17 protein-coding genes are annotated in these 20,724 nt (G+C 71.2%); 11 read left to right on the top strand and 6 right to left on the bottom strand.

All coding sequences use genetic code 11. From position 1 onward, the window contains the following. Positions 1-339: 339 nt before the first annotated feature. The gene (locus ACFVS9_RS13410) at positions 340-1,395 is read right to left on the bottom strand and encodes an ABC transporter substrate-binding protein (protein WP_389931875.1); all 1,056 of its coding nucleotides are present in this window, start codon (positions 1,393-1,395) and stop codon (positions 340-342) included. A gap of 109 nt (positions 1,396-1,504) precedes the next feature. On the opposite strand from ACFVS9_RS13410, the gene ACFVS9_RS13405 reads away from it, so the two are divergent. Both ACFVS9_RS13405 and ACFVS9_RS13400 read left to right on the top strand, forming a co-directional pair. Next, the gene (locus ACFVS9_RS13405) at positions 1,505-2,578 is read left to right on the top strand and encodes a FecCD family ABC transporter permease (protein WP_389931873.1); all 1,074 of its coding nucleotides are present in this window, start codon (positions 1,505-1,507) and stop codon (positions 2,576-2,578) included. Beyond that, positions 2,575-3,624, top strand: a complete 1,050-nt coding sequence (locus ACFVS9_RS13400; RefSeq protein WP_389931872.1) for a FecCD family ABC transporter permease — start codon at positions 2,575-2,577, stop codon at positions 3,622-3,624. Before ACFVS9_RS13405 ends, ACFVS9_RS13400 begins: the two co-directional genes overlap by 4 nt. Before the next feature lie 417 nt (positions 3,625-4,041). Here ACFVS9_RS13400 and ACFVS9_RS13395 read toward each other — a convergent pair whose 3' ends face one another. Beyond that, positions 4,042-4,734 (bottom strand): hypothetical protein, encoded by a 693-nt coding sequence (locus tag ACFVS9_RS13395; RefSeq protein ID WP_389932063.1) that lies wholly within the window; start codon positions 4,732-4,734, stop codon positions 4,042-4,044. Positions 4,735-5,702: 968 nt separating this feature from the next. Beyond that, the gene (locus ACFVS9_RS13390) at positions 5,703-6,710 is read right to left on the bottom strand and encodes a hypothetical protein (protein WP_389931870.1); all 1,008 of its coding nucleotides are present in this window, start codon (positions 6,708-6,710) and stop codon (positions 5,703-5,705) included. Positions 6,711-7,283: 573 nt separating this feature from the next. On the opposite strand from ACFVS9_RS13390, the gene ACFVS9_RS13385 reads away from it, so the two are divergent. Both ACFVS9_RS13385 and ACFVS9_RS13380 read left to right on the top strand, forming a co-directional pair. Beyond that, positions 7,284-7,691: a YciI family protein gene (locus ACFVS9_RS13385; protein WP_383118261.1), complete on the top strand. Its 408-nt coding sequence runs from the start codon at positions 7,284-7,286 to the stop codon at positions 7,689-7,691. Between the two features lie 8 nt (positions 7,692-7,699). Next, complete coding sequence (locus tag ACFVS9_RS13380; RefSeq protein WP_389932061.1) at positions 7,700-8,845, top strand: RNA polymerase sigma factor; 1,146 nt, start codon at positions 7,700-7,702, stop codon at positions 8,843-8,845. Positions 8,846-8,974: 129 nt separating this feature from the next. Here ACFVS9_RS13380 and ACFVS9_RS13375 read toward each other — a convergent pair whose 3' ends face one another. Further along, the gene (locus ACFVS9_RS13375) at positions 8,975-9,340 is read right to left on the bottom strand and encodes a MerR family transcriptional regulator (protein ID WP_389931868.1); all 366 of its coding nucleotides are present in this window, start codon (positions 9,338-9,340) and stop codon (positions 8,975-8,977) included. A 146-nt stretch (positions 9,341-9,486) separates the two neighbouring features. On the opposite strand from ACFVS9_RS13375, the gene ACFVS9_RS13370 reads away from it, so the two are divergent. Together ACFVS9_RS13370 and ACFVS9_RS13365 are read left to right on the top strand one after the other, a co-directional pair. Further along, positions 9,487-10,392 (top strand): NADP-dependent oxidoreductase, encoded by a 906-nt coding sequence (locus ACFVS9_RS13370; protein ID WP_383118259.1) that lies wholly within the window; start codon positions 9,487-9,489, stop codon positions 10,390-10,392. A gap of 179 nt (positions 10,393-10,571) precedes the next feature. After that, positions 10,572-11,489, top strand: coding sequence for an aldo/keto reductase (locus ACFVS9_RS13365; RefSeq protein ID WP_389931866.1), 918 nt, complete (start codon positions 10,572-10,574; stop codon positions 11,487-11,489). 327 nt (positions 11,490-11,816) lie between these two features. On the opposite strand, the gene ACFVS9_RS13360 is transcribed toward ACFVS9_RS13365, so the two are convergent. Beyond that, positions 11,817-12,767: a DUF5996 family protein gene (locus ACFVS9_RS13360; RefSeq protein ID WP_389931864.1), complete on the bottom strand. Its 951-nt coding sequence runs from the start codon at positions 12,765-12,767 to the stop codon at positions 11,817-11,819. A gap of 188 nt (positions 12,768-12,955) precedes the next feature. Between ACFVS9_RS13360 and ACFVS9_RS13355 the strand changes: the two genes are divergently transcribed. The 4 genes from ACFVS9_RS13355 to ACFVS9_RS13340 all read left to right on the top strand — a co-directional run bounded on the left by ACFVS9_RS13355 (position 12,956) and on the right by ACFVS9_RS13340 (position 16,658). Then, a complete protein-coding gene (locus ACFVS9_RS13355) occupies positions 12,956-13,678 on the top strand; it encodes a flavodoxin family protein (protein WP_383118256.1) in 723 nt (240 codons plus the stop codon). A 471-nt stretch (positions 13,679-14,149) separates the two neighbouring features. Next, positions 14,150-14,509 (top strand): UBP-type zinc finger domain-containing protein, encoded by a 360-nt coding sequence (locus ACFVS9_RS13350; protein WP_383118255.1) that lies wholly within the window; start codon positions 14,150-14,152, stop codon positions 14,507-14,509. Positions 14,510-15,336: 827 nt separating this feature from the next. Beyond that, positions 15,337-16,002 carry a hydrolase gene (locus ACFVS9_RS13345; RefSeq protein WP_383118254.1) on the top strand — a complete coding sequence of 222 codons (666 nt, stop codon included), beginning with the start codon at positions 15,337-15,339 and terminating at the stop codon, positions 16,000-16,002. A 191-nt stretch (positions 16,003-16,193) separates the two neighbouring features. Next, positions 16,194-16,658 (top strand): MarR family winged helix-turn-helix transcriptional regulator, encoded by a 465-nt coding sequence (locus ACFVS9_RS13340; RefSeq protein WP_389931861.1) that lies wholly within the window; start codon positions 16,194-16,196, stop codon positions 16,656-16,658. Positions 16,659-17,297: 639 nt separating this feature from the next. Here ACFVS9_RS13340 and ACFVS9_RS13335 read toward each other — a convergent pair. Next, positions 17,298-17,924, bottom strand: coding sequence for a TetR/AcrR family transcriptional regulator C-terminal domain-containing protein (locus ACFVS9_RS13335; RefSeq protein WP_389931859.1), 627 nt, complete (start codon positions 17,922-17,924; stop codon positions 17,298-17,300). 65 nt (positions 17,925-17,989) lie between these two features. Here ACFVS9_RS13335 and ACFVS9_RS13330 point away from each other — a divergent pair, with 65 nt between their 5' ends. Continuing rightward, positions 17,990-19,465, top strand: coding sequence for an FAD-dependent monooxygenase (locus tag ACFVS9_RS13330; protein WP_383118251.1), 1,476 nt, complete (start codon positions 17,990-17,992; stop codon positions 19,463-19,465). The last annotated feature ends 1,259 nt before the right edge of the window (positions 19,466-20,724 follow it).

Below are 20,724 nucleotides of genomic sequence, written 5' to 3'. Positions count from 1 at the left end.
GCCCCGTGGGTTGGGCCCCGGTGGTGGGGGGTGGGACGACCCCCCCGGGTCGGGGGGTGGGGGTAAATCTTTCTGGTTGCCCCCCCACCCGCGACCGACAGGCCGCTTTCCCCGTACAGCCGTGTGACCCGCCCGCCCCCCGGGCGACCCTGGGCCGGGGCAGGCGGGTCACACGCCGATGGACGCCGTGCCCCCGCCGGTTCCGGCAGCGCCGGGCGGCCAGGGCCGTCGGCTCCCTGGCCGCCCGGGCTCGTCACGTACCGGGCCCGGACGGAGCCCGGTCCGGAGGGCCGCTGAACCGCCGGTGCCGACCGCAGCGGCCGGCACCGGCCTCGGCGTTCACCCGGTGGCGATGTGCTTCTTCAGCACGGCCAGCACCCCGCGGGCCGCCGTGGGGCCGGTGTTGAGGTAGAACACGTCGTCGTCGACGGAGACCGCGGTCTTGGCGGAGACGGCCTGGAGGGTCGGCCACAGAGGGGCCTTGAGGAGCGCTGTCGTCTTCGCGTCGCCGCCCTGCACCCCGTAGAAGAGCCAGTCGCCGTCGGCCCGGTCGAGCTGCTCGTTGCTGATGTCCTCGGAGGTCTCGTCGAACCGCTGGCTCTCGGGCCGTCGCAGGCCGGCGTCCTCGGCGATGCTGCCGGTGAAGGACGGCACTCCGAAGACCCGGAGCCGGTTGCCTTTCATCCGCAGGAAGGAGGCGGTGACGGGCTTGTCCAGCTGCTCGCCGAGGGCCGCCGCGTCCGAGTGGAAGTCGTCCAGGAACTTCTGAGCCTGCTGGGTCCTGCCCACGGCGTCGGCGAGGAGGAGGAAGTCCTGCTTCCAGTACAGGCCCGTTCCCTGGGTCGCCACGGTCGGGGCCAGGGCGCTGAGCGACTTGTACAGGCCCTTGGCGTCCTTGCCCGCGGTGTTCATGAGGATCAGGTCGGGCTTGATGTTGGCGATGGCCTCAAGGCTCGGCTCGAACCGTGAGCCGACATCGGCGACGGCCGCGATCTGCCGTGCCTTCTGGGGGAACGCGTCGGTGAGATAGGCCGGAACGAGGTCTGCGCCGTCTCCACGAGTGGAACCCACCGGGGTGATCCCGAGAGTGAGCAGCGCGTCGGCCTGGCCGGTCGAGATGACGACGACCCTCTCGGGCGCCGCCTTCAGCGTGGTCGTGCCCCCGAAGTGCGCGACCGTACGCGGGAACACGCCGTCCTTCTCGCCGCTGCCCATGCCCTCGGGAACCGTTCGGGGTGCGGTGTGCACACCGGCCGTGGTGGCGGGCTGTGAACTGCCACCACTCGGCGTCTTGTTGTCCGATGTGCCGCCGGAGCAGCCGGACAGGGTCAGAAGAGCACCCAGGGTGGCGACGGAGAACAGCCGCAGACCTCGGCGGTGGTTGAATCGTGTCATGAATATTAGTTTAGGCTTACCTAAGTGATGGCCTGTTCTGTTGGCCGGTGGGCTGCATCACACCAGCACCGTGAGACATTCCCCCGCACCAGCGAAGAGAACACCACTTGTGAGAACCACCGAGAAGCCGCCGCGGACCGTGCCGGTCGACCCGGCGACACCGGCATCCGTCACCACCCGCCGCAGACGCAACGCCCGACGGGGGCTCGGATGGGTGCTGTGCACCGTGATGGTGGCCGCACTGGTCCTCGTCAGTCTGGCGGTCGGTTCGCGCACCATCCCGCTCGACGGCGTGTGGAGAGTCCTCACCGGCCACGGCGACGCTGCGGAGACGGCCATCATCTGGCGACTGCGCATGCCGCGCACGCTCCTGGGGTGCGTGGTCGGCGCCGCGTTGGGCGTGGCCGGCGTGGTGATGCAGTCCCTGACGCGCAATCCGCTCGCGGAGCCCGGACTCGCCGGGGTGAACGCGGGAGCCTCCTTCGCGGTCGTCGTCGGTATCTCACTGTTCGGGGTCACCGGGACCGCGGGATACGTGTGGTTCGCTCTGGCCGGGGCCGTCCTGGCCGCTCTCGCCGTCCACGGCCTCACCCGGCGCAGCGCGTCGGCGGGGCAGCACACCAGGCTCGTACTGGCGGGGGCGGCGGCCTCGGCCACACTGGGCGCGGTCACCGGCATCCTGACGATGTTCGACACGGAGGCCTTCGACTCGTACAGATTCTGGGTGGTCGGTGCGCTGGAGAACAGGGGGACGCCCGCGCTGACGGCCTCGGTGCCGTTCGTGGTCGTGGGCATCGCCCTGGCCCTGCCGCTCGGTCCGGCACTCAACGCGCTCGCGCTCGGCGAGGAGCAGGGTTCCGCACTCGGACTGCGTACGAGCGCCGTCCGTGCCGCGGGCCTGACCTCCGTGATGCTGCTCTGCGGAGCCGCCACCGCGGCGGCGGGCCCGATCGCGTTCGTCGGGCTGGTGGTTCCGCACGTCCTGCGCATGATGCTCGGTCCTGACGTGCGGTGGCTGCTCGCCTACGCCGTCCCGGCCGGGGCGGTCCTCGTCCTCGCGAGCGACATCGTCGGCCGTGTGGCCGCCAGGCCGGGCGAGATCGAGGCGGGCATCGTGACCGCCTTCGTCGGAGCGCCGGTACTCCTCTGGCTCGTGAACAGAAGCAAGGCGGGGCGCATATGAGTCCGGACGTGTCGTTCCGTACGGCGCATGTCGTCGTACGCCTCCCGCGGGGTGGATCGGTGCGGTTCGCCCGCCGGACCTGCCGGTTCGGGCTGATCACCGTACTGGCGTGCCTGCTGGTGGGCGCACTGGGTGTCTTCACCGGGACGTACGACATCACCGCGGCCCGGGTGGCGGAGGTGCTCGGCGGCGGGGGCGGGACGACCGACCGGTTCATCGTCATCGACCAGCGTGTGGCCCGCCTGTGCGCCGCCCTGGTGGTCGGTGCGTCGCTGGGACTGGCGGGTTCGCTGTTCCAGACGCTGTCCCGCAACCCGCTGGGCAGCCCGGACATCATCGGGTTCACCACCGGCTCGACCACCGGAGCGCTGGCCATTCTCCTTCTCGGCGGCGGCAGTTCGGCCATCGGAGCGGGCGGCGGCGCGGTACTGGGCGGGCTGGCGACCGCCGTGCTCGTCCAGCTGATGTCCACCGCGAGGGGAGGCTCCGGCGGCAGCCGTCTGGTGATCACCGGGATCGCGGTGGGGGCGATGCTCTCCTCGGTGAACGACTACCTCATCACCCGGGCCGACATCGAGTCGGCCGAGAGCGCCAAGGCGTGGACCTTCGGGAGCCTGAACGCCATCACCTGGGAACAGGTCGCGCCCGCAGCACTCGCGTTGCCTGTCCTGCTCGCCGCGACCGCCCTGCTGGCACGTCCCCTCCAGATGATGGAGATGGGGGACGACACGGCGTCCGGCCTCGGTGTTCGCATCGGCTCCGTACGGATCGCCGCTCTCGTCACGGGAGTCGCGCTGACGGGCACGGCCATCGCGGTCACCGGACCGATCGGGTTTCTCGCCCTGGCCGCACCGCAGCTGGCGCGCCGCGTCGGACGGGTTCCGGGGACCCCGGTGGCGACGGCGGCCCTGATGGGGGCGCTGCTGCTGTGCGTGGCCGACTTCCTGGCGCAGCGGGTGCTCGCCCCGTTCCAGATCCCCGTCGGACTGGTGACCGGAGCCCTCGGGGGTCTGTACCTGATGTGGCTGCTCTGGCGGCAGGACTGACATCCGCCCCCCCCGACCTGAAGCAGTCCGAGACGTGCCCAGGGGTACACCCTGACGAGCCCGCACGCACCCGACCGTGTCAGCTTTGCCGTGATGGCGGCCCTGGAGAACGGCCTCACGGTCCTGCGTCCGGTCGCCGGGCCTTCTCGGCCGTCGGATTCCCGGCCTGACGAGCGGCAGCCAGTACGGGACCGCGGCCGTACGGGCGGCTGACCGCAACGGCTGGGGCCGACGGCTGTGCGGAGTCCGTGATCCCTGATTCCGATCCACGGGAGCGGCCGGGCCCGCGGACGCGCAGACCCCTCCCGGCCGGCTTCGTGTCAAGCCGCTCCGGACGTCGGCCGCCTGTGGACCGGAGTCCTCGAACGTGAGCAGCCGACCGGTTCGTGCCGGGGCGGCTGCCTGGAGCGGGTGGTGTCAGACGATGACGGGAACGGTCTCGCTGCGCTTGGTGGACCAGTTCGTGACGATCGGCTTGTCGACGCTGGCGGTGTCGGGGAGCTTGAGCTCGGCAGGTTCGGGGTCCTCGTCGCTGGTGGCGATGATGACGTTCTCGAACTCCTTGCCCGCGTCGCTGTTGGTGGTCTTGGGGTTGATGCCGGTGTAGGCGACGGCGGAGCCGGTCAGCTTGATCGGGTCCTCGCCGCCCTGGCCGACGGGGGAGGCCACACCGTCCGCGCCGGAGCCGAAGGCGACGCTGGGGGTGTTGACGTCCAGGTAGCAGGTGATGCCGGACTTGGCCTTGGCCGCGACGAGGTAGTAGCCGCCGGCCTGGGTCTCCGAGGTGACGGTGAAGGTCAGGTCGTTGGTGCCGCAGGACTGCCCGTAACCGTCCTTGCCGCTCTTGCCGCCGTCGGTGGCCTTGTCATCGGAACCGCCGGAGCCGGCATTGCTGGAGCCACCGGTGGAGGACTCGCCCGTGGAGGGGCTCTCACCCGAGGAACCGTCCTTCGCGCCGCCGTCGGCGGATGCCACAGCGGAGGGGGTCGCCGAGCTGCCGGCGTCCGCGGCGTCGTCGGCCTCGCAGGCGGTGGTGGTGGCGGCGAGGGCCGTCACGGCCGCGGCGGCCAGAACGAGACGGGCGGAACGGGCGGCGAGACGCGAACGCATCATGAACTCCAGCGATTTTTCGGTGGCGGTGTTCCCTGCTGACACCGACGACACTAGGGCCGGGACGATCCTGAAATGATCCTGTGAGTGTCCGGGTTCTGTCTCAGCGACTTCGGTTCCGGTGAACAGCGTCGGATCACCCGAACAGCAGATCAGGGGGCATGTCCCATCAGCTCGTACGAGTCATCGGGACGCGCGACCGGGAGATCCGGCGTACCTGTCCGGGCCCTTGCCGGTGCCGGGCTGCCGAAGAGCCGGACGTGTCTCCCGGCCCCACGGGACCGGGGGAGGGAGGCGGAGTCGTCGCACCCGGAGCGCAACGTACCGGTTCTGCCCGGACCCTGACCGCGCGCCGGACGGAACGGCGTCGGACTCGTACTTCGTCACCGCTGTGGGAGCCGTGGGGCCGGGCGGTGGCCCGGCTCGCGCACGCTCAGCGGACGGGGCGGAAGATACGGCCGCCGGTACGGAGGCGCGGTGGTGCGTCGCCCGGGCGAGTCCGGCCGGTACCCACGCGAGGCCCGGCGGAAGCAGCACCATCCGTGATCCGTCCCTGCCGGGCCTCTCCGAGGACGCGGAGTGGGCAAGGAAGCTACCGGGCAGGCCGAGGACCGGCTCACTCCCCTCGGACATCGGCACACGCACGCCCTGAGCCCCCACCTCTGGACCGGGACCATGACGCTCAGGGCCGGCAGGAGTTGTCGGTCAGCGGTCCGGGAAGCCTGCGAACTCCGTTCCGGAGCAGGCTCGTTCCTGCTGGTCTGTTCGATGAGGAGTGCTCCGCAGGAACGGTCCCAGGACCCCGGCTCCGGTTTGTCGTCAGCAGTGCCGACATCCGCCCGCTCGGGCTCTCCCGACGAGCCGGCTCGCGGTGTCCGTCCGGCCCCAGGGCGGCGGTGCGGGACGAAGGCCCCGCGCCTTCGCGGACGCGATCCACGGCCCCGCGGCTGAGCGCGACCGCGCAGAGGTCAGCCCCACGGGTCGCAAAGACCTTCGGGATCGGGCTCGTCAGGGTGCAGCATCCTGCGGAGGCAGCGGTGGAGGCCGTTGCCGTCGGCGCTCTCGACCGCGCGGATCCACGGCAGCGGTGCCATCACACGGGCCGTCACGTCGGTGGCGAAACGGTCCAGGACGGTGTGCAGTTCGTCCGGGACGGGGACGTCCGTGAGGCACATCCACGCGAGTGCGGCGCTGACCCGCACCTCGGGCGGCCGCAGGGCATCGGACCAGCACGCGTGGGACCACACCACGGCCCCCGCGTCCCCGTGCGCACGGGCCAGCTGCGCGACAGCCAGCACCAGGCCCGCGCGCACGCCCGGATCGTGCTCGGTGACCAGACGGGCGTGAAAGGCGTTGCTGATGTGCTGCTCGCGACCCGACGCTGCGGCCAGTGCGTACGCCGTGGCGATGCGTATCCCGGCATCGGGATCGTCGAGGAGGGGCAGCAGGAGGCCGGCGTCCGCGGCGATGGCGTCACGGGCGGCCTGCGCCGACCAGTTGCCCGGATATCCGGTGACCTCGAAGCACCATTCGTCACCGCTGTAGCGGAACCGCAGCATGTCGGCGCGTGTGCACAGGCTGTGGTTCCACCAGCGTGCCACTCCGCCGGCCAGGGCCACCACGTCGGCGCGGTGGGCGGCGTCCGTATCAGCGGCGACGCGCACCAGGAAGGGTACGGCCGGAACCACCGCCGCCCGCATGTCGTTGGCGCAGAGGCCCTGGAGCGTGGCCAGGGCGCCGCTCATGGCGGCCGCATCCCCCGAGCGCAGCTGCCGCAGGCTCTCGCGGACCCTGACACCCTCCGGGAAGCGGTCCCAGGGCACCGTCTCGACGAGAAAACCGTCTTTGGCCTCCGGAGGGATCCCCGCCAGCACCGCCCGCACGTCGAGGGGACCTCCCGCCTGCTCCAGGGGCGGGCCCTCCACGAATGCCCGTTCCACCGCCCGGTACGCCGGGTCGTTCTCCCACCGCGTCATGAGAGCGATCATGGCAGCCGCCACTGACAGCTGACAGCACCGTGCGTGCGGCGGACCCGGTTGATCACACAAGCGTCAAGGGCGTGCCGCCCGGCGCACGAGCCGCACCGCCGTGTTTCACCCTTTCGCTGCCACCTCCGGACAGACCTGCGGTCCGTCGGTACGCGAGGATCTGTGTGCGCCACAGGTGTGGCGTACGGACAAGCACCGGTACGGACGGCCCAGGGCGCCGAGTGGGCACTCCGCGGCTCAGAGGGGCCGCACCGGCGGTTGCGCGGTCGGCGCAGGTCGAGCAGATGCGGGAACCGTCGGCTGGGGTGCCGGGGGTGGTCCGAGGCCCTGGTCGCCGGGCGGAAGCCACCTGGGCGGCGACCGTGCCGCCACTCGCTGGGTGAGGACCGGAGGACACGGTGATCAGGGGGCGGAGGGACCAGGGGAGCCGAAGGAACGGCGGTCCCCTGGTCGCGACAGTTTTCAGAAAAGTCGGACGGCGATGTCGAGAACAGCCGGCCGGCTCCGTCCCCGCCATGAACGCGAGCAGAACGGCTCGCAACCAGTACCGAGGAGAACACGATGGCCAAGTACCTCCTGCTCAAGCACTACCGTGGCGCTCCGGCGGCGGTCAACGACGTGCCGATGGACCGGTGGACGCCGGAGGAGATCTCCGCGCACATGCGGTACATGAACGATTTCGCGGCCCGGCTGGAGAAGACCGGCGAGTTCGTCGACGGTCAGGCGCTCGCCCCCGAGGGGACGTGGGTCCGCTACGACGGTGAGGGACGCCAACCCGTCACCGACGGCCCGTTCGCCGAGACCAAGGACCTGATCGCGGGCTGGATGGTGATCGACGTGGACAGCCACGAGCGCGCCGTCGAACTGGCCGGAGAGCTGTCGGCCGCCCCCGGGGCCGGCGGGAAGCCGATCCACGAGTGGCTCGAGCTGCGTCCGTTCCTGACCGCGCCGCCTACCATCACGGAGTGACCCCATCGATCGACGAGGCCCTGCTGAGGCGCCTCACGCCGAGCGTGCTCGCCGTCCTCGTCCGCCGCGGAGCCGACTTCGCGGCGGCCGAGGACGCCGTACAGGACGCGCTCGTCGAGGCGGTCAGGGTCTGGCCGGCCGACCCGCCGCGGGACCCGAAGGGCTGGATGGTCACCGTCGCCTGGCGCAAGTTCCTCGACGCGACCCGGGCCGACACCGCCCGCCGCCGACGTGAGGACCTGGTCGACGAGGAGCCCGCACCGGAGCCCGCGCCCGCGGTGGACGACACGCTCCAGCTCTACTTCCTCTGCGCCCATCCCGCACTGACGCCCTCCTCGGCGGTCGCACTCACCCTGCGCGCCGTCGGAGGGCTGACCACACGTCAGATCGCACAGGCGTATCTGGTGCCCGAGGCGACCATGGCCCAGCGCATCAGCCGCGCCAAGCGCACCGTCTCCGGTGTGCGGTTCGACCGGCCCGGCGATGTCGCCACCGTCCTGCGCGTTCTCTACCTGGTCTTCAACGAGGGCTACTCCGGCGACATCGACCTCTCCGCCGAGGCCATCCGGCTCACCCGGCAGCTCGCTGCCGTGATCAACCACCCCGAGGTGGCGGGGCTGCTCGCCCTCATGCTGCTCCACCACGCGCGGCGCACCGCCCGCACCGCCCCCGACGGCAGCCTGGTGCCGCTCGCCGAGCAGGACCGCGGCCGATGGGACACCGCGCTGATCGCCGAAGGGGTCGAGATCCTTCAGTCGGCCCTCGCCCGCGACCGGATGGGCGAGTTCCAGGCGCAGGCGGCCGTCGCGGCCCTGCACGCCGACGCGCCCACCGCCGAGGAGACCGACTGGGTGCAGATCGTCGAGTGGTACGACGAACTCGTACGTCTGACCGGCAGCCCGGTGGTCCGGCTCAATCGCGCCGTGGCCGTCGGCGAGGCCGACGGGCCGCGTGCCGGCCTGGCCGCACTCGCGGAACTGGATGCCTCGCTGCCCCGCCACGCAGCGGTGGCGGCGTACCTCCACGAGTGCGACGGCGACCTGGCGACTGCGGCACGCCTCTACGCGGAGGCGGCCCGTCAGGCACCCGACCTCGCCGAGCGCGACCACCTGACGCGACAGGCCGCGCGGCTCAACGCGCGTCGAGCGGAGTAGGCGAGAGGCACCGCTCCACTGTCCGCGCGCACCGGGGCCCGCGCGGCCACAGCCATGGAATCGCCGTCACCCTCGGATGCGTTCCCGTGCCGTGCGCCGGTACCCCCGGATCCGTCGCGACAGCGGTTCTCACCGCGTGTGAGAACAGTCGGAACCAGGGTTCCGTGCGATGGTGATGACGTCGTCGAGACGGTCGCGCACCGCGAGCATGTCGGTGATCCGCTGGTCGATGCGGACACGTTCGGCCGCCAACCGGTCCAGGAGCGCCGGGGGTACCTCACCGGAGTCCACGCACGGCAGCACCTCGCGGACCCTCCTGCTCGGGAGGCCCGCGGCGTACAACTGCTGGATCAGCAGGACCCTGCGGACGGCGGTGTCGGGGTAGTGCCGCTGACCGCCGGGACTGCGTTCGGAGTGGAGCAGATCCTGTTCCTCGTAGTAGCGGAGGGCCCTGACGCTCACTCCCGCCCTCTCGGCGACCTCACCGATGCGCACCGGCTCTCCTCCGCCCGGACCGCCTGTCCGACTTGCAGCTGACGTCGACGTCAGGTTCTAGCGTAGCGGCGTCGGCATTCGCCGGACATCCATCCCCCTGATCCCACGAACGGCCCGTTCAGGTCGTGTCGGAAAGGCAGAACGTCATGCGTGCAGCCCGTTACCACGAGTACGGCGGTGTGGAGACCCTTGTGGTCGAGCAGGCCCCGGACCCGCATCCCGGACCCGGCGAGATCCGTATCCGCGTCGCGGCCGCCGGCGTCAACCCCGTCGACTGGAAGGTGCGCGCCGGGACGGTGCGCGAGTTCTTCCCGCTGGACCTGCCGGCGATTCCCGGGCGTGACGCCGTCGGCGTGGTCGACGAGATCGGTGACGGCGTGCGAGGGGTAAGCCCCGGCGACCGCGTCTTCGGGCTCGGCGGCGTCACCGGTGCGACAGCGGAGCTGGCCGTGCTCTCGGCCTGGGCCCACGCCCCCTCCGCATGGACCGATGAGGAGGCCGCCGGTGCCGGCCTGGCGTCCGTGACCGCGATGGGCGGACTGAAGGCGCTCGGTCCCCTGCGAGGGCGCACCCTCCTCGTCGAAGGTGCCGCCGGAGGCGTGGGCAGTGCCGCGGTCGAGATCGCGGTGGCTCAGGGTGCCACCGTCATCGGGACGGCCGGCGAACGCAACCACGAGTTCCTCACCGCTCTCGGAGCCGTCCCCACCACGTACGGCACCGGCCTCGCGGAGCGCCTCGCCACCCTGGCCCCGAACGGCGTCGACATCGCACTCGACACGGCGGCCTCCGGATCCCTGGCCGACCTCGTCGCCATCGTGGGCGACCCCGCTCGCGTCTCGACGGTCGCGGACCACACCAACGCGGAGCGCCTGGGCGTACGTCTGGTCAACGCGGAGAACGACCCCGCGCTCCTCGCCGAAGCGGCCGAACTGGGCAGGCGGGGCGCCTACACACCGCGCATCGAGCGGACGTTCCCCCTCGAACGGATCGCGGAGGCACACGCGTACGCCGAGCGCGGACACACACGAGGGAAGATCGTCGTCCGCATCTGACCTTGTCCCACGGGTGTGGGCCGCCCGCGACACAGGCCACGGGAAGCCCACACCCCCGGATCACCGGCCCCTCGGTGTCCGACCGCCACGGAGATCATCTCGTCGGCCGTTGTACGTGCGCGGCCGGACCGGCGCCCCGACACTGGGAACTGTCACCCGACACATCCAGGGAGAACAGCATGTCCGAGAAGACCGCTCAGGTCCCCCCGCCCGGCGGGACCACCCTGCTGGCGGGCCGCCCGGTGGCCCGCATCGGGTTCGGCGCCATGCAGCTGCCGGGGCCGGGACGCCCCGCTCCGCCACCGAGGGAGCAGAGCCTGGCCGTGCTGCGCCGCGCCGTCGACTCCGGCGTGAACCACATCGACACCTCGCAGTTCTACGGCCTCGGTCTGGCCAACGAACTCATCCGTGCCGCCCTCTTCCCGTACCCCGACCATCTCGTCCTGGTCAGCAAGGTCGGCGCGGACGACCGCCCCGGAGGCCAGATCGTGCCCGCCCGGCGGCCTGAGCAACTGCGCGACGGAGTGGAGCGGAACCTCGCCACTCTCGGCGTGGACCGCCTGGACGTGGTCAACCTGCGCATCATGGACGCTCACATGGACGGCAGCCCCGTGGGGCCGGACCAGCAGGTGCCCCTCGACGATCAGCTCGCCGAAATGACCAGCCTGCGCGACGAGGGCAAGATCGGCGGAATCGGACTGAGCAACATCACCCTGGAGCATCTGAACCAGGCCCTGCCCGTGGGAATCGCCTGCGTCCAGAACCAGTACAGCCTGCTGGAACGTTCCGGCGAGCCGCTGCTCGACATCTGCCGGGAGAACGCCATTCCCTGGGTCCCGTTCTTCCCGCTGGGCTCCGCGTTCCCGGGATTTCCCAAGGTGAGCGAACATCCACAAGTCATCGAGGCAGCCGAAAAGCTGGACGCCACGCCCGCGCAGATCGGTCTTGCGTGGCTCCTGGCGACGTACGAGCACACGCTGCTGATCCCCGGAACTGCCAGCATCGATCACCTCGACGAGAACATCGCCACCGCACAGGTACGGCTCCCTCCGGAGACCGTCCGCTCCCTGGAGGACGCCACGGCGGACCGGCGGTAGCGACGCGTCAACACCCTTTCGGAGCGCCCGGGCCCAGTCTCCTGGCACCGCGCCACGGTTCCCTGGACCACGCGGGTTCCGAGTCGCCACCCGGGGGCGCCGGTGGATACCGCGTCGCAGAGGGGCGTCCCACCGGCGGCCCGTCCGTTACGACGACATCCCTCCCCGGGTGGAGGCATGCCGGCCCTGTTCAGGACAGCGGTGTCGCTCCCGGTAGCAGCAGACCCACGAGTGCAGCGGGGGATGAGGGCAGCTCTCCGGTGGGACCCCGGAGAGCTGCGCACCGCGGACTCCCGGACGAGGCCGGCGACCGGTGCTGACGCCCGCTCACAGCGTCCTCGGGGCGACCCAGGACTGGGGGTCGGTCACTCCGTCCTGGCAGAGCTGGTCCGGGGGCCACCCCGCCAGGCGCGCGCCGGCTGCGAAGGCACTGTCGTAGAAGCGGAGGATCTCGGCGCGCGCGTCCGGTGAGGTGCGTACGTCGTCGTAGGGCAGCAGGGCCAGGTGCGAGCCGTTGCTCTCCGTCCACCGCGCGGCCTCCGGCTCAAGCGGCTGGCGCTCCAGCCCCTCGGGCTCCGGCGCCGTGTACGAGTAGAAGGCGGGCTCCGGGTAGGACCGCTCGTCACCGAACCAGAAGCCGCTGCTGATCACCTCGCGCGAGTAGGCCTCGCGGGTGACCGGATCGACGGAAGGGCCCTGAGCCACGTGCCGGTCGGAGAACCGGGTCACGGCGATGTCGAAGGTGTGCCAGAAGTGGTGGACCGGGCTGGTCTTCCCGGAGTACCCGGCCGCGTACTGCTCCAGGACGAGCATGACCTGGGTGAGGACCGTCCAGTAGCGGTTCACGGCGGCCGGATCGTACGTGGCGTGCTCGTCGTCCTCCGCGAACGGCCGGGACGCGTCGGGCAGGTCAAAAGGACAGGGGTGTTCCGGGAGGGCGTTGATGCCCAGATAGGTCAGGGTGCCGGTGAACCGACGGTAGAAGTCGCCGACCGACAGGCGTTCCAGGGAGAACGACGCCTTGCGCCCGTCGAGGGTGAGGACCCGTAGCCGGTGAGCGGTGAAATCGAAGTCGACGGTGAAGACGGTTCCGTCGGCGAGCGGTCCGCTGGGCCGGGTGGTGATGCCCTCCCCGGTCAGATGAAAGGGAACGTTCCACCAGTGGTTGCGCCGCACACTGGCGGCCAGCCGTGTCTTCCCGACGATCTGGAGGAACCGGTGCAGCGTCTCCTTCGTCGCCTCCCAGGACTCCCTGGGCAAGGCGGGGAACAACTCCATCGAGGGTCCCTCCCGTGGGCCCCGCCCCGACCCGGACGGCCGGAGGCACTGATCTCCACTGTCGCCCCCGACCCGGACGGCCGCATCCGCGGGGCACCGGACGCGTACCGCGTTCGCCACGCTGTGGTAGCTGCCCCCACCCCGGTGTTCCAGACTCGCACCATCAGCCGCCGCGAAGGGACCTGACCATGCCGTCCAGCACCCCTCCACGCTACGACGACCTCAACGCCCTCTACCTCAACTGCACCCTGAAACCGTCACCGGAGACCAGCAACACCGCGGGGCTGATCGACCGCAGCGTCGCGGTGATGCGCGCGGCCGGTGTGCGTACGGAGGTGATCCGCCCCGTCGACTGGGACCTCGCGGTCGGCGTCCAACCCGACATGACCGAGCACGGCGCCGCCAGCGATGCCTGGCCCGAGATGTACGCCAAGGTGATGGCCGCCGACATCCTCGTGCTCTGCGGCCCGATCTGGCTCGGCGACAACAGCTCCGTGATGAAGCACGTCATCGAACGGCTCTACTCCAACTCGGCCGAGCTCAACGATGCCGGGCAGTCCGCCTACTACGGACGGGTCGGAGGCTGCCTGATCACCGGCAACGAGGACGGCCTCAAGCACTGCGCCATGAACGTCCTCTACAGCCTCCAGCACATCGGCTTCGCCATCCCGCCCCAGGCCGACGCGGGCTGGATCGGCGAGGCGGGACCGGGCCCCAGCTACCTCGACCCCGGTTCCGGCGGTCCCGAGAACGACTTCACCAACCGGAACACGACCTTCGCCGCCTGGAACCTCATGCACCTCGCGGCCCTCCTCAAGCGGGCCGGAGGCATTCCCACGTACGGCAACCAGCGCCCTCAATGGGACGTCGGCTGCCGCTTCGACGCGCCCAACCCCGAGCACCGTCGCTGACGTGTGGACCTCGTACCGGTGGGAAGGCCTGGCGACCGAGGGCAGCGCGATGACGAGCACCGCGAGGCAGTCGTCCAGCGGTACACGGCCCGCCCTTCCGGGGTGAGAGAGATCGTCCGGCGCCCCGCCCCCGACCGAGCCGATCGTCGCCACTCACTTCTCACGTTCTCCTGGCGGCCGCGCGATGCCGGCTCCACCCGCGTCCTCGACCGGGGCAGCGTCGACACCCCCACAAGGGCATCCGCACCCGTCGCTCCTCCGCGAGCCGGAGCGTGAAACGGGCATATGCGGGACTCCCGCGCGGGGTGAGTGCGTCGTGCTGGTCAGGCCGGCGGCCCGCCGGCCTCCTGGGAGCCGGTCCGGCGACCACCGTCGTTCCCCGCTGGCGTCCCTCATGGCGCTCGCGCAGGCTGGTGGAAGGGCCGCGGCTCCGCCGTGCCGCCTGGCGCCGACCGAGTGAGGAGCGTACCGATGGGTGACCGAGCGATTCCCGGCATCGACCCGCAGGCCGCCCCGAGCGGGCAGGGGTGCGCCGACTGCCTGGCGGGTGACGGCCCTGGCTGGTGGTTCCACCTGCGACGCTGCGCCGCCTGCGGCCACATCGGCTGCTGCGACTCCTCGCCCTCCCGGCACGCCACCCGACACTTCGAGACGGCGGGCCACCCGTTCATCACCAGTTACGAACCGGGCGAGGAGTGGTTCTACAACAACGAGACCCAGCAGTTCTACGAGGGTCCTCAGCTCGCCCCACCCACCTCCCACCCCGTTGACCAGCCCGTACCCGGCCCCGCCGGAGCGGTGCCCGAAGACTGGCAGCAGCGGTTGAACTGAGCGAGCGGCGGGGCACCGCGGACCCGGGCGGTTCAGCGGGAGCACAGGTCTTGGTCCCCGGTACCGAACACGTCTCCCGCGCTGCTTGTCCGCGACGAGGCATGGTCGAGCATCATGCTTTCCCGGCTTTCCCGGCTTTCGGATGTCCCGGTCCCGTTTCCTGGCTTCCCGGCGTGCTCACCGGCACGTGCCAGTCGGCTCGCGGGGGCCGGTGCGAGCTACCAGGCGGCTCGGTCCGGGTCCCCTCCGTGGTCGACCGGGCAGCGGAACGGTCGGCGGGGCGCGGAATGACGTGCGTCGGGCAGCGCCCGCGCGGGGTCTCACGAAGCGATCGTCCTGATGCCGGTTGGCGTCCAGGGCGGTGACGCCGCCTGCTCTCGGGCACGCCGACCCTGGTGTGCCCGGTGCGGTTCACACGTGGGGCCGGGTGGCAGTGTCTGGCGCTTGGCCCGGATCCCGACGGGCTGTCTGTCGCCCGGAGTGAGGTCCGAGGTGCGCGGTCGTCGGGATGACGTGTGAGCCGGTGCCGTATACGGATGTCGGTGCCGGCCAGGGCACCGGCCGAGGTGGCTGATGTCCGCACTCGCCATCGCCATCACGCCGTCGTCCCGCACGCCTTGACGATCGGGCGAGCTCCGCTCGGTCGGCCGGTTGTCGGCCGCGGTCCTTGGACGTGAACCGCACGCGGCCACTTCTCCGCCCCGCCCTGTTCGTAGCTCCTCGCCCCGAACTGCCCGCACTGGACATGTAGTTGATGTGTCATGTAAAAAAAGGTGACGCGTCAACCATAATGGTGCGCGCGCCCCCGTACTCCTGAGGAGATCTCCATGAGCACGTCGCCGAAGACCGGCCTCGAGGCCCTGCTGACCCCCGAGGAGAGTGTCCTGGTGCTGATCGATCATCAGCCGTACCAGTTCGCCAACCTGCACAGTCACGAGCCGATGGCGGTCACCAACAACGTCGTGGGCCTGGCCAAGGCGGCCAAGGGCTACGGTGTCCCGACGATCCTGACCACGGTCGTGGAAGATCGTGGGGGTCTGCTGATCCAGCCACTGCAGGACGTCTTTCCGGACCAGAAGCCGATCAACAGGACCTTGATCAACACCTGGGAGGACCGGGTCGTGGTGGACGCCGTGAAGGCCACCGGGCGCAAGAAGCTGATCATCGCCGGTCTGTGGACGGAGATCTGCGTGGCCATGCCCGCCATTCAGGCAGCGGGCGAAGGCTTCGACGTGTACGTCGTCACCGACGCCTCCGGCGGCGTATCGGCCGAGGCTCACGACATGGCGGTGCGGCGCATGATCCAGGCCGGGGTCGTGCCGATCACCTGGCTGGCCGTGATGGGCGAGTGGCAGCGCGACTGGGCGCGGACGGACCGCATCGCGCCGGAGGACCAACTGGCGGCCATGGTGCACGCGGGTGCCACCGGGATCGTCACGGTCTGGGAGCAGCAACTCCTGAACACCCCGGTCGCCGGGACGGCCGGGGCGTAACAGCGTTGCATTCGGGGGCGGTTACCGGGTCGGGGTGCCGCCCCCTCGTCCTGGCCATCACCTCGGCCGTCCGGCAGTTTGCCCCGTCAGCCCGTCAGCCCGCGACTATTTCGCCCGGGCGGCGCCGCGACGGTGGCGCGTAAACCCGGCCTCTTGGATGACGCATCGACCAGTTCACTACACTCGACCACGTGACTGACGGTGTGAACTGGCTGACGGCGGAGGAGCAGCACGCGTGGAGGAGCTTCGTCCGGCTGCACGAGCGGCTGATCGGCCGCCTGTCGCACCTCCTGCAGACCGAATCCCATTTGGCGGCCGCTGATTACGCGGTCCTGGTCAACCTGACCGACGTGCCCGAAGGCCGTCGGCGGTACCAGGACCTCGCGCGGGCGCTTGAGTGGGAGAAGAGCCGGATGTCCCATCACATCACGCGAATGATCGGCCGGGGGCTGGTGGCGCGGGAGGAATGCCGGGAGGACGGGCGGGGTGCCTTCGCGGTGATCACGGATGCGGGACGCGAGGCCATCGGGGCGGCGGCCCCGCTGCACGTGCAGGCCGTCCGTTCCCTCTTCCTGGACCAGTTGACCGCGGAGGAGCTCCGAACCCTGGCTGATATTTCCGTACGTGTGGTGGAGAGGCTGGACGAGGACGCCTGAACGGAGAGTGCCGTCCGGCCCGGCCGGGACGCCGGCGGCACACGGCCAGCGCGACCGTGACGTGGTACCGAGCCGGCCGGACCCCGCGCCGCCGTGCCCGGGTTCGTCGCCGCCATCGCGGCCCCGTTGTCAACGGGCCCCCTCAACGTGACCACCCCCGATGCAGCCCGCCCGCGCACCAGGCGGCCGCTCCCGTCGGGACGCGGAGCACCGCCGTCCTGCCCATGCCATGACGAGGGGCGGGGCCCCGCGGCCGGCGAGGCCTACGGCCGCCCCGCCCACGCAAGTTCGGCGCGAGACCTCGGCGTGGGGCGGACGGGCAGGCCGTAGGCAGCGCTCGTTGCGCTGCCCTGGCGCTGGATGGTGTGAACTGTGACGGGCGACTTCGATGGCCAGTGGGTCCGGCATGGGACCTGACGGCGGCCGTCTCGGGCCGGTCGTCATGTTCATTGCCCCGGGACGTCATTGCTGGTTTCTCCGGCCACGCTGGGCACGGGGCGCTTCGCGGTCGGAATCGTCGTCGCGCTGCTCTTCATTCGCATCAGGGGCGGACGCGGCGGTGACGTGGTTCGAAGGGCCTACGTCACCCCATTCGGCCGGGGCGGCCACGTCACCCTCTGGCCGGGTTGCGGGACAGGCTCATGAGGAAAGGCGGGACAGGGTCGCGTCCAGTCCGAAAGTGAAGCGGTCCTCGAAGGAGTCCGGGCCCAGATGATCGAGAACCCGGTGCAACGCCGGGTGCTCACCGGGTGCCACGGCCAGGTGGAGGCGGTCGTCGTGCCGGTCGGGCGCAGCCTGCTCCTCCTGTGTCAGGCCCAGGGTGAAGTAGGTGACCGTCCACGCGGTCCAGGCCGCCCGCCGCTCGTCCGCCCCGGCCGCGAGCAGCGCCTCGACGAGGTGGTCGGCGAAGCGCAGCGTATGGGGTTCGGCCGCATAGGTGCCGGCCACCAGGCCGGCTCCGTCGCGGTGCGCGAGCAGCGCCCGCCGGTAGCGGCCGACCAGCTCCCGCACCCGTGGCTGGGCGTTCGCGGGGAGGTCGCCGTAACTGATGGTGCCGAGTACGGCGTCCGCCATGAGCTCCAGCATCCGGGCCTTCGTCTTCACGTGCCACAGCACGGTGTTCATGCGCACCCCGAGGCGGTCGGCCACTGCCCGGGTCGACAGCCCGTCCAGTCCGCGTTCCTCCAGCACCTGGAGTGCGGCGCCGATCACCGTTGCGCGGGTGAGGCGGTTCGCGGTGTCTTCTCCGACTTGCTTATTGGTCACTGACCTAGTTTACTCCCGACCAGTCATTGGTCACCGACCAAGACTCCGAGAGGACGTGGAAGATCATGAACTACCAGGTCGTTGTCGCGGGTGGTGGGCCCGTGGGGCTGTGGCTCGCGGGCGAGTTGCGCCGGGCCGGCGTCACCGTCGCCGTCATCGAGTCCCGCACGGAGCGCGACTCCCGCTCCCGTGCCCTGACCGTCCACCCGAGGACCATTGAGACGTTCGCCTCCCGCCAGGTGCACGCGTCCTTCGTGGGCGAGGGCGTGCCGCTGCCCGGCGGGCATTTCGGCGTGCTGGACTCCCGGCTGGACTTCCGCCGTCTGCCCAGCCCGTTCCCGCACACCCTCGCCCTCCCGCAGGAGCGCACCGAGGCGCTCCTCGAGCAGCAGGCCCTCGCCCTGGGCGCCGACATCCTGCGTGGGCACGAGGTCACCGGGTTCACCGACGGCCCCGACGCCATCGCGGTGCACGTCGCGGGTCCGGACGGGCCCGGCACGCTCCGGGCCGCCTACCTGGTCGGCTGTGATGGCACCCGCAGTACCGTGCGGGCCGCGGCCGGTATCGACTTCCCCGGCACGCCCTCCACCGTGCTCGGCTGGCTCGGCGACGTCGTCCTTGATGAGCCCCCGGCTCCCGGCAGCAGCTGGTTCGGTCCGGCGGGCACGCTCATGGCCGTACCCATGCCCGGCGGGCTGCATCGCCTGGTCGGCATCCTGCCCCGCGACCTGAATACCACCCGGCCCGGCGACCTGACCTTGGAAGAACTGCGCGAGAACGTCGCCGCCGTGGCGGGCACCGACTTCCGGATGCGCGACGCGGTCTGGCTCTCCCGGTTCGGCAACGCCACGCGGCTGGCCGCGCGTTACCGCCAAGGCCGGGTCTTCCTCGCCGGTGACGCCGCCCACCAGCACTTCCCGGCCGGCGGTGTCGGCATGAACGTCGGCATCCAGGACGCCGCCAACCTGGCCTGGAAGCTGGCCGCCGTACTCAACGGCTGGGCTCCCGACACCCTGCTGGACACCTACCACGCCGAACGCCACCCGGTCGGCATCGACCTCACCGAAGCCAGCCGGGCCCAGGTCGCCCTGATGACCGCCTTCACCTCCGACGGGCTCAGCCTGCGCGGCCTGCTGGCGCGGCTCATCACCGACCTGCCCGAGCTCAACGACCGGCTCGCGGCCCAGGTCAGCTCGCTGTCCGTCACCTACCCGCCCGTCGGCGCCGGTCCGCACCCACTGACCGGGACGCGCGCTCCCGACCTCGCGCTCGACGGCACCGGCCTGTTCGCCCTGCTGCGGGCCGACGCCTACCTGCTGCTCGACCTCACCGGCGACGCCGACCGACCGCTCGACCGGTTCGCCCGGTCCGGTCTGCGCGTGCACAGCGGCGCCCTGCGTCTGCCCGCCGCCGACTGGGCCGGTGTGAGGGCCGCGCTGATCCGGCCCGACGGCCACGTGGCATGGGCCGGCGGCGAAGCCGGTACCGCCGCCCTCGTGGAGAGCCTCACCACCGCTCTCGCGGCCACTCACCTGTCGTAGGCCGTGCCGGTCGGGTGCGGGTCTGTTCGGTCGGCCGCCTGTGCTTCCGGCGTCGTCTTCCACGGTCCTGGTGGTGTGCGGACGGACTCCGGGGCTGGGACCCGATGGCGGCCGGTGATTCACGTACTCCGCGCCGTCGGTTCGGTCCACGGTGGCTCGGCCGTCACCGGTCGCTGGGTGCCGATGAGTCCGGCTCTGCCGAGGGTCACCGACGGGACACGCCTGGGGGACGGATCTGCTTTCGGTGCGGCCTTTTTGAGGGCACATCATGTCGGCGGGCTCTCGGATCAGGGGCGCCGCGTGACTGACTCGCTGCGACGGCTCCGACGGGTGAAGCACGCGGGCGCGAGCGTTGCGGCGACACCTGCCGCCTCCACGGCGCAGGTTCGCGGCGCCTTGCAATGCTGTCCGCGGCCTGCGCGGTCATTGACCACGGCACATCGGCGTCGTGGTCAACGGACCTTCAAAGCGGATCAGTTGTTCACGCCGAAGCAACCGCGTCACACCCGCCGTCGGCGCGTCTGCCGTAACCGGCCTCGGCGGGTCGGCCTTGGTGAGTGGTTCCCCGGACGGGTCACCCCCTGTCAGCGTCGCCCGGCTTGGGCCCTTCACCGGATGACCTCCGCCAGCGCTGTCCCGGTCGGGTGGGGGCCTTGCTTCGAGCCGTTTCCTGAAACCCTCCAACTCGCCGGGTGCGGGCGTAGCCGGTATGACCGTGGAGGCGTTCTCGGAGGCGGTCGGTGCTCACTGTTCGAGGCCAGGGAGTCGGCGTCGGATGTTCCGCCCGGTGCTTGAGCCGGCTGACGGCATCGAGTCGGCCCTTCGCTCGTTGGGCGAGGGCACCGTCCCCCGCCCTCCCGTCCCTGACGGGTCTCGCGTGGGAAGGCCGCGTTGCAGGACTCGGTGCGTGCGTCGTCCACGCCGGGCCCGACCGCGCTCCTGCGACGCCGAACCCTTGCCGGCCTGCGAGGTTGGGCGAGGGCTCTGCTCGCGTACGAGGCTCCGCGATCAGTGCGTGATCGATCCGGCGACGTCGCCGCAGGGATTACCTCCGCGAGAACGCCGGTGTCGAGGTAAGCGCACGCGTGTGGTCGGCGATTCCTCGGCCGGCCGCACGCCGGACGGCGCGACGAGAGGCCCGCCGCGACCGCCCGCCGCGTGTTCACCGGTCAGCGAGCGGGGCCCGGCCCGGCCCGCCCCCCGCGGGGACCGCCGGGGTGGGCCCACCCGCCCCGGGGGTTAGAGACGGCCCCCCGCAG

Origin of the sequence: Streptomyces sp. NPDC058008 (assembly GCF_042886395.1) — a bacterium.
In the GTDB taxonomy this organism is placed as follows: Bacteria; Actinomycetota; Actinomycetes; order Streptomycetales; family Streptomycetaceae; genus Streptomyces.
The sequence above is the reverse complement of the archived record's forward strand: the minus strand, read 5'-3'. Positions and strand labels throughout refer to the sequence as shown.

Coding starts and splice junctions, on each gene's coding strand:
- ACFVS9_RS13410 (WP_389931875.1), bottom strand. CDS start 1,395: ATGACACGATTCAACCACCGCCGAGGTCTGCGGCTGTTCTCCGTCGCC.
- ACFVS9_RS13400 (WP_389931872.1), top strand. CDS start 2,575: ATGAGTCCGGACGTGTCGTTCCGTACGGCGCATGTCGTCGTACGCCTC.
- ACFVS9_RS13395 (WP_389932063.1), bottom strand. CDS start 4,734: ATGCGTTCGCGTCTCGCCGCCCGTTCCGCCCGTCTCGTTCTGGCCGCC.
- ACFVS9_RS13390 (WP_389931870.1), bottom strand. CDS start 6,710: ATGACGCGGTGGGAGAACGACCCGGCGTACCGGGCGGTGGAACGGGCA.
- ACFVS9_RS13385 (WP_383118261.1), top strand. CDS start 7,284: ATGGCCAAGTACCTCCTGCTCAAGCACTACCGTGGCGCTCCGGCGGCG.
- ACFVS9_RS13370 (WP_383118259.1), top strand. CDS start 9,487: ATGCGTGCAGCCCGTTACCACGAGTACGGCGGTGTGGAGACCCTTGTG.
- ACFVS9_RS13365 (WP_389931866.1), top strand. CDS start 10,572: ATGTCCGAGAAGACCGCTCAGGTCCCCCCGCCCGGCGGGACCACCCTG.
- ACFVS9_RS13360 (WP_389931864.1), bottom strand. CDS start 12,767: ATGGAGTTGTTCCCCGCCTTGCCCAGGGAGTCCTGGGAGGCGACGAAG.
- ACFVS9_RS13355 (WP_383118256.1), top strand. CDS start 12,956: ATGCCGTCCAGCACCCCTCCACGCTACGACGACCTCAACGCCCTCTAC.
- ACFVS9_RS13350 (WP_383118255.1), top strand. CDS start 14,150: ATGGGTGACCGAGCGATTCCCGGCATCGACCCGCAGGCCGCCCCGAGC.
- ACFVS9_RS13345 (WP_383118254.1), top strand. CDS start 15,337: ATGAGCACGTCGCCGAAGACCGGCCTCGAGGCCCTGCTGACCCCCGAG.
- ACFVS9_RS13330 (WP_383118251.1), top strand. CDS start 17,990: ATGAACTACCAGGTCGTTGTCGCGGGTGGTGGGCCCGTGGGGCTGTGG.